The sequence below is a fragment of the Micromonospora sp. NPDC049900 genome, assembly GCF_044461025.1.
Taxonomy (GTDB): domain Bacteria; phylum Actinomycetota; class Actinomycetes; order Mycobacteriales; family Micromonosporaceae; genus Micromonospora.
Genome location: NZ_JBITKM010000003.1, coordinates 209988 through 222801 on the forward strand (window position 1 = coordinate 209988; position 12814 = coordinate 222801).

A 12814-nucleotide genomic window follows, 5' to 3' on the forward strand; every position below is an offset into this window, starting at 1 on the left:
GGAGGAACGGCAATGGGTATCGAGGAGAAACTTCCCGCCGGCGTCCTGCTCACCTCGGTGGAGAAGCTCGTCAACTGGTCGCGCAAGTCGTCGGTCTGGGGTGCCACCTTCGGCCTGGCCTGCTGCGCGATCGAGATGATGGCCGCCGGTGGTCCGCACTACGACATGGGCCGGTGGGGCATGGAGGTCTTCCGGGCCTCGCCCCGGCAGGCCGACCTGATGATCGTCGCCGGTCGGGTCAGCCAGAAGATGGCTCCGGTGCTGCGCCAGATCTACGACCAGATGGCCGAGCCCCGCTGGGTGCTCTCCATGGGCGTCTGCGCCAGCAGCGGCGGCATGTTCAACAACTACGCCATCGTGCAGGGCGTGGACCACGTCGTGCCGGTCGACATGTACCTGCCGGGCTGCCCGCCCCGGCCGGAGATGCTCATCGACGCGATCCTCAAGCTGCGCGAGAAGATCGGCCACGAGCCGCTGGGCCCGAACGGTCGCAAGATGCTGGCGGCCCGCGAGGCGCGCGGTGACGTGCCGGTGGTGCCGTACGGCTCGATGCCGTCGTCGTACCGCAGCGACAAGGCCCGCCGCGCCGAGTGGACGAAGGCCGTCCGCGAGGGCCGCGAGGAGCAGTTGCGGATCGAGAACTGGATGAAGGCCCAGAACCACCTCCACCCGTACGGGGGGATCAAGTGACTGACGACAAGCGGACCGAGGGCGTCGTACCGGTTCCGGTGACGCCGGCCGGGTCGACCAGCGGTGCGCCCGCCGAGTTCCCGCCGGCCGCGCCCGCCGGTCGGGGCATGTTCGGCAACCAGGGCACCGGTGACGTCTCCGGCTTCGGCGGTCTGGTCCGCCCGCGCCCGCAGCTCGCGGACTCGCCCCGGCCGTTCGGTGGCTACTTCGACGAGGTGTACGACGCGCTGGAGGAGGCGTACCCGGCCTTCGGCGACGCGATCGAGAACGTGGTCGTCGACCGGGGTGAACTGACCCTGCACATCCGCCCGGAGCGGATCGCCGAGGTTTGCCAGGTGATGCGGGACGACGCGGGGCTGCGCTTCGAGCTGCTGTCGTCGCTCTCCGGTGTGGACTACCTCGGTGCCGACGAGCGCCGGCTGCACGTGGTCTACCAGCTCACCTCGATGACCTACCGGCGACAGGTGCGGCTGGAGGCGGCCGTCTCCGCCGAGAACCCGCACCTGCCCAGCGTCACCTCGGTCTACCCGACGGCGGACTGGCAGGAGCGGGAGGCGTACGACATGTTCGGCGTCGTCTTCGACGGCCACCCGGCGCTGACCCGGATCCTCATGCCGGACGACTGGGAGGGCCACCCGCAGCGGAAGGACTACCCCCTCGGCGGCGTGCCCGTGGAGTACAAGGGCGCCGAGATCCCGCCGCCCGACAAGCGGAGGTCGTACCAATGAGCGCGTCCAACTACGCCACCGAACGCGAGACCACCGAGGGTCGGGTCTTCACCGTCACCGGCGGGGACTGGGACGATCTCGTCTCGGGAGTCGACCCGATCAACGAGGGTCGGATCGTCGTCAACATGGGTCCGCAGCACCCGTCCACGCACGGCGTGCTGCGGCTGGTCCTGGAGCTGGAGGGCGAGACGGTCCGGGAGGCCCGCTCGGTCGTCGGCTACCTGCACACCGGTATCGAGAAGAACCTGGAATACCGCAACTGGGTCCAGGGCTCGACGTTCGTGACCCGGATGGACTACCTCTCGCCGATCTTCAACGAGACGGCGTACTCGCTCGCGGTGGAGAAGCTGCTCGGCATCACCGACGACGTGACCGAGCGGGCCAACACCATCCGGGTGCTCATGATGGAGCTGAACCGGATCTCCTCGCACCTGGTCTGGGTCGCCACCACGGCGATGGAGCTTGGCGCGATCAACATGATGCTCTACGGCTTCCGCGAGCGCGAGTACATCCTGGAGATCTTCGAGCTCATCACCGGCCTGCGGATGAACCACGCGTACGTCCGGCCGGGCGGTGTCGCCCAGGACGTGCCGGACGAGGCGATCGTCAAGATCCGCGACTTCCTCAAGCTCCTGCCGAAGCGGCTCAAGGAGTACGAGGACCTGCTCTCCGGCCAGCCGATCTGGCTGGAGCGTACGAAGAACATCGCGGTGCTGGACGTGACCGGCTGTGTCGCACTCGGCGTCACCGGGCCGGTGCTGCGCTCCGCCGGGCTGGCCTGGGACCTGCGTAAGACCATGCCGTACTGCGGCTACGAGGACTACGAGTTCGACGTGCCGACGCACCCCGACGGCGACGTCTGGGGCCGGTACCTGGTCCGGATGGCCGAGATGCGCGAGTCGCTCAAGATCGTCGAGCAGGCGCTGGACCGGCTCAAGCCGGGACCGGTGATGGTCGCCGACAAGAAGATCGCGTGGCCGGCGCAACTGGCCATCGGCGTGGACGGCATGGGTAACTCGCTGGAGCACGTCGCCAAGATCATGGGGCAGTCGATGGAGTCCCTGATCCACCACTTCAAGCTGGTGACGGAGGGCTTCCGGGTGCCGCCGGGCCAGGTCTACGTCGGCATCGAGTCGCCGCGCGGAGAGCTGGGCGTGCATGCGGTCTCCGACGGTGGCACCCGGCCGTACCGGGTGCACTACCGGGAGCCGAGCTTCGTCAACCTCCAGGCCCTGCCGGCGATGGCCGAGGGCGGCCTGATCGCCGACGTGATCGCCGGCGGCGCCTCGCTGGACCCCGTCATGGGAGGTTGTGACCGGTGACCACGACTGTTTTCACGGACCAGACGCGGGCTCGGGCGCGGGAGATCATCGCCCGTTACCCGGCCGACCGGTCCCGTTCGGCCCTGCTGCCCCTGCTGCACCTGGTGCAGTCCGAGGAGGGTTACGTCTCCCCGGCCGGAGTGGCGTTCTGCGCCGAGGTGCTCGGCCTGAACAAGGCCCAGGTCGGCGCCGTGGCCAGCTTCTACACCATGTACAAGCGTCGCCCCACCGGTGACTTCCTGGTCAGCGTCTGCACCAACACCATGTGCAACGTGCTCGGCGGCCAGGAGGTCTACGACGCCCTCACCGAGCACCTGGGCGTCGGGCACGACGAGACCACCGAGGACGGCTCCATCACCCTCGAACACGCCGAGTGTCTGGCCGCCTGTGACTACGGCCCGGTGATGACGGTCAACTACGACTTCTTCGACGGTGTCGACCCGCAGAGCGCGGTGGGCCTGGTCGACGAACTGCGCGCCGGTGGGCGGCCCACGCCCAGCCGGGGCGCCCGCCTCTGCACGCTCAAGGAGATGTCGGTGCAGCTCGCCGGCTTCGCCGACGAGCGCGAGGGCGCGGTCGCCGACGGCGTACCGGGCGAGCCGAGCCTGCGCGGCCTGCGGCTGGCCGAGCAGCACGGCATCTCGGTGCCGGGCTTCGACCCGAACACCCCGATCCGCAGCGGCAAGGCCGGTGACAAGCCGGCCCCGGCCACCCCGGCCAAGGTCGCGCCGACCGGCACCACGGCACCCGACGTACCGGCTCCGGACCGCAAGTCGCCGCAGGTGCGTACCGCCGAGACCCGGCAGCCGGACGCCCGGACGGCCGTGCCGGACGCCCCCGGGACCAAGGCGCCGGTCGACGGGGCGGCGCCCACGTCGAGCGACGCCCGGGCGGCCGAGGCCGCCGGTGCGGCGGCCAACCGGCCCGCCGGAGACGGCAAGCCTGCCGGCGACGACGCCGAGGCTCAGGAGCGCAACCTCAGCGAAGCGGAGTCGTCCGGCGGTGGCCAGGGCTCCGCGAACGACAAGGGGGCTCAGAAGTGACCACGCCTCGGCCGGAGATCCTGGCCAAGCTGACGCCGGTACTCACCAAGCGCTGGCTGTCGCCGGACGCCTGGCGGATCGGCACCTACGAGAAGCTCGACGGGTACGCCGCACTGCGCAAGGCGCTCAAGGCGCACCCGGACGACCTGATCCAGCTCATCAAGGACTCCGGGCTGCGCGGTCGCGGCGGCGCCGGCTTCCCGACCGGGCTCAAGTGGGGCTTCATCCCGCAGGGCGACGGCAAGCCGCACTACCTCGTGGTCAACGCCGACGAGGGCGAGCCGGGCACCTGCAAGGACCTGCCGCTGATGACGCACGACCCGCACTCGCTGGTCGAGGGCGTGATCATCGCGTCGTACGCGATCCGGGCCAGCCGGGCCTACATCTACATCCGGGGCGAGGCCGTGCACGCGGCGCGCCGCCTGCGCAACGCGGTGAACGAGGCGTACGCCAAGGGCTACCTCGGGCGCGACATCCTCGGTTCCGGCTTCGACCTGGACCTGGTGGTGCACTCGGGCGCCGGGGCGTACATCTGCGGCGAGGAGACGGCGCTGCTGGACTCGCTGGAGGGCTTCCGGGGTCAGCCCCGGCTGCGCCCGCCGTTCCCGGCGACCCACGGCCTGTACGCCAGCCCCACCGTGGTCAACAACGTCGGCACCATCTCCAGCGTGCCGTACATCGTGCTCGGTGGCGCCGAGTGGTGGAAGACCATGGGCACGGAGAAGTCCTCCGGACCGATGATCTACTCGCTCTCCGGCCGGATCGCCAACCCCGGTCAGTTCGAGTGCTCGATGGGCATCACGCTGCGCGAGCTGCTGGAGCTGGCCGGTGGGATGCAGCCCGGGCACAACCTGAAGTTCTGGACGCCGGGCGGTTCGTCCACCCCGCTGCTCACCGCCGAGCACCTGGACGTGCCGCTGGACTTCGAGGGGGTGGCCGGCGCCGGATCGATTCTCGGCACCACGGCCACGCAGATCTTCTCCGACCAGGACTGCCCGGTCTACGCGACCTACCGCTGGCTGGAGTTCTATCACCACGAGTCGTGCGGCAAGTGCACCCCGTGCCGGGAGGGCAACTACTGGATGGTCCGGGTCTACCGGCGCATCCTGGCCGGCCAGGGCACCCACGACGATCTGGACACCCTGCTGGACACCTGCGACAACATCCTCGGCCGCTCGTTCTGCGGTCTGGGTGACGGTGCCACCAGCTCGGTGACCTCGTCGTTGAAGTACTTCAAGCAGGACTACCTCGACTACATCGAGGGACGGACCGCGCCGAAGTTGTCCGACAAGCAGTTGGTGGGAGCCCACTGATGCGAGTGCGAGGAGTGAGCGGAGCGAGCCCCGCAGCCGCGAGCGAAAGGCAAGCACAGTGACGGACGTAGCCAAGTCGACCGAGACGGTCACGCTGACCATCGACGGCGTCGAGGTCACCGCCCCGAAGGGGGCGCTGCTGATCCGCGTCGCCGAGCAGATCGGCACGGAGATCCCCCGCTTCTGCGACCACCCGCTGCTGGCGCCGGCCGGTGCCTGCCGCCAGTGCCTCGTCGAGGTGGAGGGGCAGCGCAAGCCGGTCGCCTCGTGCACCCAGACGGTGGCCGAGGGCATGGTCGTCCGTACCCAGCTCAGCTCCCCGGTCGCCAAGAAGGCGCAGGAGGGGATCATGGAGCTGCTCCTGGTCAACCACCCCCTCGACTGCCCGATGTGCGACAAGGGCGGCGAGTGCCCGCTGCAGAACCAGGCGATGTCGACCGGGCGTACCGACTCGCGGTTCCACGAGCACAAGCGGGAGTACCCGAAGCCGCTGCCGATCAGCACCCAGGTGCTGCTCGACCGCGAGCGGTGCGTGCTCTGCCAGCGCTGCACCCGGTTCTCCGAGGAGATCGCCGGTGACAAGTTCATCGACCTGATGAACCGGTCGTCCGCCGAGGAGATCAACATCTACCGGGACGAGGAGTACGGCGGTGGAGCGGAAGCGGACAGTGCTGACTCCGCTGGCGCTCCGGCCGGCGCCGGCGATGTGCCGTTCAACTCGTACTTCTCCGGCAACACGGTGCAGATCTGCCCGGTCGGCGCGCTGACCGGCACCCAGTACCGCTTCCGGGCCCGCCCGTTCGACCTGGTCTCCAGCCCGAGCGTCTGCGAGCACTGCTCGGCCGGCTGCGCCCAGCGCACCGACTGGCGGCGCGGCAAGGTGATGCGTCGGCTGGCCGGCGACGACCCGCAGGTCAACGAGGAGTGGAACTGCGACAAGGGCCGGTGGGGCTTCCAGTACGCCCGCGCCACCGACCGGCTGACCACTCCGCTGGTCCGCGACGAGCGGACCGGCGAGCTGCGCGAGGCGTCCTGGAGCGAGGCGCTCAGCGTCGCCGCCGAGGGGCTGCGTGCGGCCCGGGACGGCGGTCAGGGTTCGGCGGTGCTCACCGGCGGCCGGCTGACCGTCGAGGACGCCTACGCGTACGCGAAGTTCGCCCGGATCGCGCTGCACACGAACGACATCGACTTCCGGGCCCGCCCGGCCTCCCGTGAGGAGGCCGAGTTCCTGGCCAGCAACGTCGCCGGCAGCACCGACGTCACGTACACCGACGTCGAGAACGCTCCCGCGGTGGTGCTGGTCGGCCTGGAGCCGGAGGAGGAGTGCCCGATCCTCTTCCTGCGGATGCGCAAGGCGTACCTCAAGAACAGGCTCAAGGTGTACGCGATCGCGCCGTTCGCCACCCGTGGCCTGGAGAAGCTCGGTGCCAAGCTGGCCCGGGTGGTGCCGGGTGAGGAGGCCGGGGTGCTCGCCGAGCACGCCACGGTCACCGAGGCGCTGAGCGCCCCGGGTGCGATCCTGGTCGTCGGCGAGCGACTCGCCTCGGTGCCCGGCGGACTCTCCGCCGCCGCCGAGGTGGCCGCGCGTACCGGTGCGAAGCTGGCCTGGGTGCCGCGTCGCGCCGGTGACCGGGGCGCCGTCGACACCGGCTGCCTGCCCAACCTGCTGCCCGGTGGCCGGCTGGTCACCGAGCCGACCGCGCGGGCCGAACTGGGCGAGGCGTGGGACATCCCGGCCGGGGTGATCCCGAGCCAGGCCGGGCGGGACACCGACGGCATCCTCGCCGCCGCCGCCGCGGGCCAGCTCGGCGCGCTGGTGGTGGCCGGCGTCGACCCGGCCGACCTGGCCGACCCGCGCCTGGCCGAGCAGGCCCTCGACGCGGTGCCGTTCCTGGTCAGCCTGGAGCTGCGGGCCAGCGCGGTGACCCGCCGGGCGAACGTCGTCCTGCCGGTCGCCCCGGTGGTCGAGAAGGCCGGCAGCTTCCTGGACTGGGAGGGCCGCCTGCGCCCGTTCGACGCGGTACTGACCACCGCGGCGATGACCGACGGTCGGGTGCTCGACGCGCTCGCCGCCCAGCTCGACGTGCGGCTGGGCACCGGGGACGTGCTCTCCGTGCGGCGCGAGCTGGGTAGCCTGCCGGCGACCCGGGTGGAGCGTCCGGCCGCCCCGAGCGTCGAGCCGGGCACGGTCCGGGACCTCGCGCCCGGCGAGGCGATCCTGGCGACCTGGCACCAACTGCTCGACCTGGGCAGCCTCATCGACGGTGACGAGCACCTGGGCGGCACCGCCCGCCCGCCGGTGGTCCGGCTGGGCAAGAGCAGCGCGGAGGCGCTCGGCATCGCCGACGGCGACCCGGTGACGGTGGGTACCGACCGGGGTGCGCTGACCCTCCCGGCGGCCATCACCGAGATGCCGGACGGCGTGGTCTGGCTGCCCACCAACTCGCCCGGCGCGACGGTACGGCGCAGCCTGGGCGCGACCTCCGGTTCGGTGGTCCGGGTCTCCGTACCCGGTACGGCCGAGCCGGTCGCCGCCGACGCGGCCGGCCGTTCGGGCCCGCTGCTCAACTCCGTCGGGGGTAACCAGTGAGTGCGAGGAGTGAACGAGCGGAGCGAGTGAGCCCCGCAGTCGGGAACGAAAGGTGGGCCCAGTGAGTCACTCGCTCCTCGCCCAGGCGCCGTCGCTGACCGACTTCGGTCACGACCCGTGGTGGCTGGTGCTCGGCAAGATCGTCTTTGCCTTCCTCGTCGCCCTGCTCGGCACGCTGCTGGGCGTTTGGTTCGAGCGGCGAGTGGTGGGGCGGATGGCGGTCCGGCCCGGCCCGAACCAGCTCGGCCCGTTCGGTCTGTTGCAGACGCTCGCCGACGGCCTGAAGATGGCCTTCAAGGAGGACATCCTCCCCAAGTCGGCGGACAAGGTCATCTACTTCTTCGCGCCGGCCATCTCGGTGATCTGCGCGGTCACCGCGCTGTCGGTGATCCCCTTCGGCCCGATGGTCAGCATCTTCGGCCACCAGACGCCGTTGCAGGTCACCGACGTGCCGGTGGCGGTGCTGGTGGTGCTCGCACTCTCCTCGCTGGCGGTCTACGGCATCGTGCTCGCGGGCTGGGCCTCCGGCTCGACCTACCCGCTGCTCGGTGGTCTGCGCTCCACCGCCCAGCTCATCTCGTACGAGGTGTCGCTGGGGCTGTCCATCGTGGCGGTCTTCATGCTCGCCGGCACGATGTCCACCTCGGAGATCGTGGCCGCGCAGGGTACCGGCACGCAGGTGAACCTCTTCGGCTTCGACGTCTCGGCGCCCGGCTGGTACGCGCTGCTGCTGTTCCCGAGCTTCATCGTCTTCTTCATCTCCATCGTCGGCGAGACGAACCGGCCGCCGTTCGACCTGCCGGAGGCGGAGTCGGAGCTGGTGGCCGGCTTCATGACCGAGTACAGCTCGCTGAAGTTCGCGCTGATCATGCTCAGCGAGTACGTGGCGATGGTGACCATGTCGGCCTTCACCGTCACCCTCTTCCTGGGCGGCTGGTACGCGCCGTGGCCGATCAGCCTCTGGTCGGGGGCCAACTCCGGCTGGTGGCCGCTGCTCTGGTTCTTCGGCAAGGTCATCCTGTTGGTGTTCGTCTTCGTCTGGCTGCGGGGCACGCTGCCCCGGCTGCGTTACGACCAGCTCATGCGACTCGGCTGGAAGGTGCTGATCCCGATCAGCCTGGTCTGGATCGTGGTCCTGGGCTGGTACCGCACCATCGGCGACTGGGACACCACGGGTCGCCTGTGGGCCATCGGCATCCCGGCCGGGATCGTGCTGCTGGCCGCGATGTTCTGGCCGAGCCGTAAGCCGCAGCCGAAGGCGACCGTCGCCGAGCAGGTCGAGAACCGGCCGCAGGGCAGCTTCCCGCTGCCGCCAATGGATCTGCAGGTACCCCCGAGCCCGCGTACCCGGCGCATGGTCGCCGAGCGGGAGCCGGCCAACGTTCCCGCCGGCCAGGACTCTGAGGAGGTGTGACGTGGGCGCGATCACCGGAACGTTCAAGGGCTTCGGGGTCACCTTCTCGCACATGTTCAAGAAGGTCGTCACCACCGACTACCCCTTCACCCCGCCGAAGCCGGCGCCGCGCTACCACGGCCGGCACATCCTCAACCGGCACCCGGACGGCCTGGAGAAGTGCATCGGCTGTGAGCTGTGTGCCTGGGCCTGCCCGGCGGACGCGATCTTCGTCGAGGGTGGCGACAACACCGACGAGCAGCGCTTCTCGCCGGGTGAGCGGTACGCCAGCAACTACCAGATCAACTACGCCCGCTGCATCTTCTGCGGGCTGTGCATCGAGGCGTGCCCGACCCGCTCGTTGACCATGAGCAACGAGTACGAGCTGGCCCGGGACAACCGGCAGGACCTGATCTTCACCAAGGAGCAGCTTCTCGCGCCGCTGCTGCCGGGGATGGAGCAGCCGCCGCACCCGATGCGTCTGGGCGACAGCGAGAAGGACTACTACGTCGGCAGCCTGACCAACCCGGGCACCTCGGCCGGTGCCGAGCGCTCGCCGATGGGACCGGGGCGGTACCAGGTGGACGAGCACCCGGGCGTCACCTTCCCCGGTGCCGAGCAGGCCGCCCAGCGCGCCGCGGCGGACAAGGGAGAGACGGCATGACCACCTCGACGGTGCTCGCCGCGGGTGCGGTCTCCGGCGGCGAGGCGGTGGCCTTCTGGATCCTCGCCCCGCTGGCTCTGGCCGGCGCGATCGGCATGGTGGCGGCGCGCAACGCGGTGCACTCGGCGCTCTGGCTGGTGCTCACCATGCTCAGCCTGGGCGTGTTCTACGTGCTCCAGGCCGGACCGTTTATCGGCATGGTGCAGATCATCGTCTACACCGGCGCGATCATGATGCTCTTCCTGTTCGTGCTGATGCTGGTCGGCCGGGACGCCTCGGACTCACTGATCGAAGTGCTGCGGGGTCAGCGGATCGCCGCGATCGGGCTGGGCGTCGGCTTCGCCGCCCTGCTCGGCAGCGGGGTCTACCGGGCCACCCAGGGCACCGAGGCGGTGGGCCTGGAGGCCGCCAACGCGGGCGGCAACGTGCAGGGCATCGCCCGGTTGCTCTTCACCGACTACATCTTCGCCTTCGAGCTGACCGCCGCGCTGCTGATCACCGCCACCATCGGCGGCATGATCCTGGCGCACATCGAGCGGCGCAAGGAGGACAGGCGCGACCAGGTGGCCACCATGAAGGCCCGCTTCGCGCCGGGCAACTACCCCGGTCCGAAGCCCGGCCCGGGTGTCTTCGCCACCTCCTCGTCGGTGGCCACCCCGGCCCGTCTGCCGGACGGCCGGCTGAGCGACCGGAGCACGCCGGACATCCTTCCGGTGCGTGAGCTGGCCGCCGAGGAGACCACCCTGAAGGGCACTGAGAAGTGAGTGACTTCTTCTCCGTCGAACCGAACTACTACCTCGTCCTCGCCGCGGTGCTGTTCACCATCGGCGCGGCCGGGGTGCTGGTCCGGCGCAACGCGATCGTGCTGTTCATGTGCGTCGAGCTGATGCTCAACGCGGCCAACCTGGCGCTGGTCACCTTCAGCCGGATGAACGGTGACCTGAACGGCCAGATCATGGCGTTCTTCGTGATGGTGGTGGCGGCGGCCGAGGTCGTGGTCGGGTTGGCCATCATCATGGCGATCTTCCGCACCCGGCGCTCCGCCAGCGTCGACGACGCCAACCTGTTGAAGTACTAGAGGGGCCCACCGGTGGACGAAATTGTGACGTACGCCCAGGCTGCTCCGGCCGAGACCGTCTCGTACGCGACGGCCGACGGGCTGCTGAGCAGCGTCTGGCTGCTGGTGGCGATCCCGCTGGTCAGCGCGATGGTCCTGCTGCTGCTCGGCCGGCGCGCCGACCGGTGGGGGCACTGGCTCGGCGTGGCCGCCGTGGGTGCCGCCTTCCTGCTCGGTCTGACCTACTTCTTCAACCTGCGCGGGTTGGAGAACAAGTCCGTCGAACTGAGCCTCTGGGACTTCATCGCGGTCGGCAACCTGAACGTCGACTTCGGCCTGCTGTTCGATCCGCTGGCCGGGGTCTTCGTCCTGCTGATCACCGGCGTGGGCTTCCTGATCCACCTGTACGCGGTCGAGTACATGGCGCACGACCCGGGTCGGCGGCGGTTCTTCGCCTACTTCAACCTGTTCGTCGCGGCCATGCTGCTGCTGGTCCTCGGCAACAACTACGTGATGCTCTACTTCGGCTGGGAGGGCGTCGGTCTGGCGTCGTACCTGCTGATCTCCTTCTGGAACACCAAGCCGGCCGCGGCCACCGCCGGCAAGAAGGCGTTCCTGATGAACCGGGTCGGCGACGCCGGACTGGCCATCGCCATCTTCATCATGTTCGCCACCCTGGGCACCACCCAGTACGACGAGGTGTTCAACGGGGTCGGCGCGCTGGCCGGGAGCACCGTGCTGGTGCTCGGCGTACTCCTGCTGCTCGGCGCGGCCGGCAAGTCCGGTCAGTTCCCGCTCCAGGCGTGGTTGCCGGACGCGATGGAGGGCCCGACCCCGGTGTCGGCGCTCATCCACGCCGCGACGATGGTCACCGCCGGTGTCTACCTGATCGCCCGGTCCAACATCATCTTCTCGGCCAACGCCACGCTGCAACTGGTGGTGGTCAGCGTCGGTGCGCTGACGCTGCTGATCGGCGCGATCATCGGCTGCGCCAAGGACGACATCAAGCGGGTGCTGGCCTGGTCGACGGTGAGCCAGATCGGCTACATGTTCCTCGGTGTCGGCCTGGGTGGCGCGGCGTACGCGCTGGCCATCGTGCACCTGCTGGCGCACGGCTTCTTCAAGGCCAACATGTTCCTCGGCGCCGGTTCGGTCATGCACGGCATGTCCGACCAGGTGGACATCCGCCGCTTCGGCGGCCTGTCGAAGTACATGAAGATCACCTGGATCACCTTCGGCGCGGGCTGGCTGGCGATCATCGGCATGTTCCCGTTCTCCGGCTACTTCTCCAAGGAGCCGATCATCGCCGCCGCCTTCGAGCGGGACGACTGGACGGCCTGGCTGTTCGGCGGGGCGGCGGTGCTCGGTGCCGCGCTGACCGCGTTCTACATGACGCGGCTGTTCGTGCTGACCTTCCACGGCCCCAAGCGCTGGACCACGGACATCGAGCACCCGCACGAGTCCCCGCCGCTGATGACCATCCCGCTGATCCTGCTCGGTATCGGCTCGATCGGTGCGGGTTGGCTGCTGGCCACCTCCGTACCGGACTGGCTGACCGCCACCGCCGGTCTCGGCGCGGCCGAGGCGCACCACGACGCGGTGCTGCCGCACTGGGCGATCGTGGTGCTGTCGCTGGGCGTGACCGTGCTCGGTGCCGGGCTGGCCTGGTTCCTGTTCCGCAACGGCACGGCCAACGAGCCGCAGCCGGCCGGTGTGCTGGTCACCGCCGCCCGCAAGAACCTCTACACCGACGCGGTGAACGAGGCGGTCTTCGAGAAGCCCGGCATCTTCCTCACCCGGGCGCTCGTCTACCTGGACAACCGGGGCATCGACGGTCTGGTCAACGGGCTGGCGGCCGGTGTCGGCGGCGGTTCGGGTCGACTGCGGCGGCTACAGACCGGCTTCGTCCGGTCGTACGCCACCTCGATCCTCACCGGCGCGCTGCTGGTCGTGGCCGCCTTCCTGGCCGTACAGGCGGGGTGGTTCGCGTGATCGACCCCATCCGGGCGACAGC

At 69.9% G+C, this 12814-nt stretch carries 11 protein-coding genes; all 11 read left to right on the forward strand.

Annotated elements, in window-relative coordinates:
• Positions 1-12: 12 nt before the first annotated feature.
• Positions 13-690 (forward strand): NADH-quinone oxidoreductase subunit B family protein, encoded by a 678-nt coding sequence (locus tag ACIBMZ_RS09280; RefSeq protein WP_093404021.1) that lies wholly within the window; start codon positions 13-15, stop codon positions 688-690.
• Positions 687-1418: an NADH-quinone oxidoreductase subunit C gene (locus tag ACIBMZ_RS09285; protein ID WP_396692092.1), complete on the forward strand. Its 732-nt coding sequence runs from the start codon at positions 687-689 to the stop codon at positions 1416-1418. Before ACIBMZ_RS09280 ends, ACIBMZ_RS09285 begins: the two co-directional genes overlap by 4 nt.
• Positions 1415-2740, forward strand: a complete 1326-nt coding sequence (locus ACIBMZ_RS09290) for an NADH-quinone oxidoreductase subunit D (RefSeq protein WP_396692093.1) — start codon at positions 1415-1417, stop codon at positions 2738-2740. The genes ACIBMZ_RS09285 and ACIBMZ_RS09290 overlap by 4 nt, the downstream gene beginning before the upstream one ends.
• Positions 2737-3783, forward strand: coding sequence for an NADH-quinone oxidoreductase subunit NuoE (gene nuoE, locus ACIBMZ_RS09295; RefSeq protein WP_396692094.1), 1047 nt, complete (start codon positions 2737-2739; stop codon positions 3781-3783). Before ACIBMZ_RS09290 ends, nuoE begins: the two co-directional genes overlap by 4 nt.
• On the forward strand, positions 3780-5096 hold the full coding sequence (nuoF, locus tag ACIBMZ_RS09300) for an NADH-quinone oxidoreductase subunit NuoF (protein WP_396692095.1): 1317 nt from the start codon (positions 3780-3782) through the stop codon (positions 5094-5096). Before nuoE ends, nuoF begins: the two co-directional genes overlap by 4 nt.
• Before the next feature lie 58 nt (positions 5097-5154).
• Positions 5155-7686: an NADH-quinone oxidoreductase subunit G gene (locus ACIBMZ_RS09305; protein WP_396692096.1), complete on the forward strand. Its 2532-nt coding sequence runs from the start codon at positions 5155-5157 to the stop codon at positions 7684-7686.
• 61 nt (positions 7687-7747) lie between these two features.
• Positions 7748-9100 carry an NADH-quinone oxidoreductase subunit NuoH gene (nuoH, locus tag ACIBMZ_RS09310; protein ID WP_396692097.1) on the forward strand — a complete coding sequence of 451 codons (1353 nt, stop codon included), beginning with the start codon at positions 7748-7750 and terminating at the stop codon, positions 9098-9100.
• Position 9101: 1 nt separating this feature from the next.
• Positions 9102-9743, forward strand: a complete 642-nt coding sequence (gene nuoI / locus ACIBMZ_RS09315) for an NADH-quinone oxidoreductase subunit NuoI (protein ID WP_396692098.1) — start codon at positions 9102-9104, stop codon at positions 9741-9743.
• Entirely contained in the window at positions 9740-10507 is a 768-nt protein-coding gene (locus ACIBMZ_RS09320) for an NADH-quinone oxidoreductase subunit J (protein ID WP_396692099.1), read from the forward strand. The genes nuoI and ACIBMZ_RS09320 overlap by 4 nt, the downstream gene beginning before the upstream one ends.
• Positions 10504-10821, forward strand: coding sequence for an NADH-quinone oxidoreductase subunit NuoK (gene nuoK / locus ACIBMZ_RS09325; RefSeq protein ID WP_013731028.1), 318 nt, complete (start codon positions 10504-10506; stop codon positions 10819-10821). The genes ACIBMZ_RS09320 and nuoK overlap by 4 nt, the downstream gene beginning before the upstream one ends.
• 12 nt (positions 10822-10833) lie before the next feature.
• The gene (nuoL, locus tag ACIBMZ_RS09330) at positions 10834-12792 is read left to right on the forward strand and encodes an NADH-quinone oxidoreductase subunit L (protein WP_396692100.1); all 1959 of its coding nucleotides are present in this window, start codon (positions 10834-10836) and stop codon (positions 12790-12792) included.
• The last annotated feature ends 22 nt before the right edge of the window (positions 12793-12814 follow it).

Excerpts from the sequence above, each read along its gene's own strand:
- ACIBMZ_RS09290 (WP_396692093.1), top strand. The coding sequence starts at position 1,415 with ATGAGCGCGTCCAACTACGCCACCGAACGCGAGACCACCGAGGGTCGG.
- ACIBMZ_RS09320 (WP_396692099.1), top strand. The coding sequence starts at position 9,740 with ATGACCACCTCGACGGTGCTCGCCGCGGGTGCGGTCTCCGGCGGCGAG.
- ACIBMZ_RS09280 (WP_093404021.1), top strand. The coding sequence starts at position 13 with ATGGGTATCGAGGAGAAACTTCCCGCCGGCGTCCTGCTCACCTCGGTG.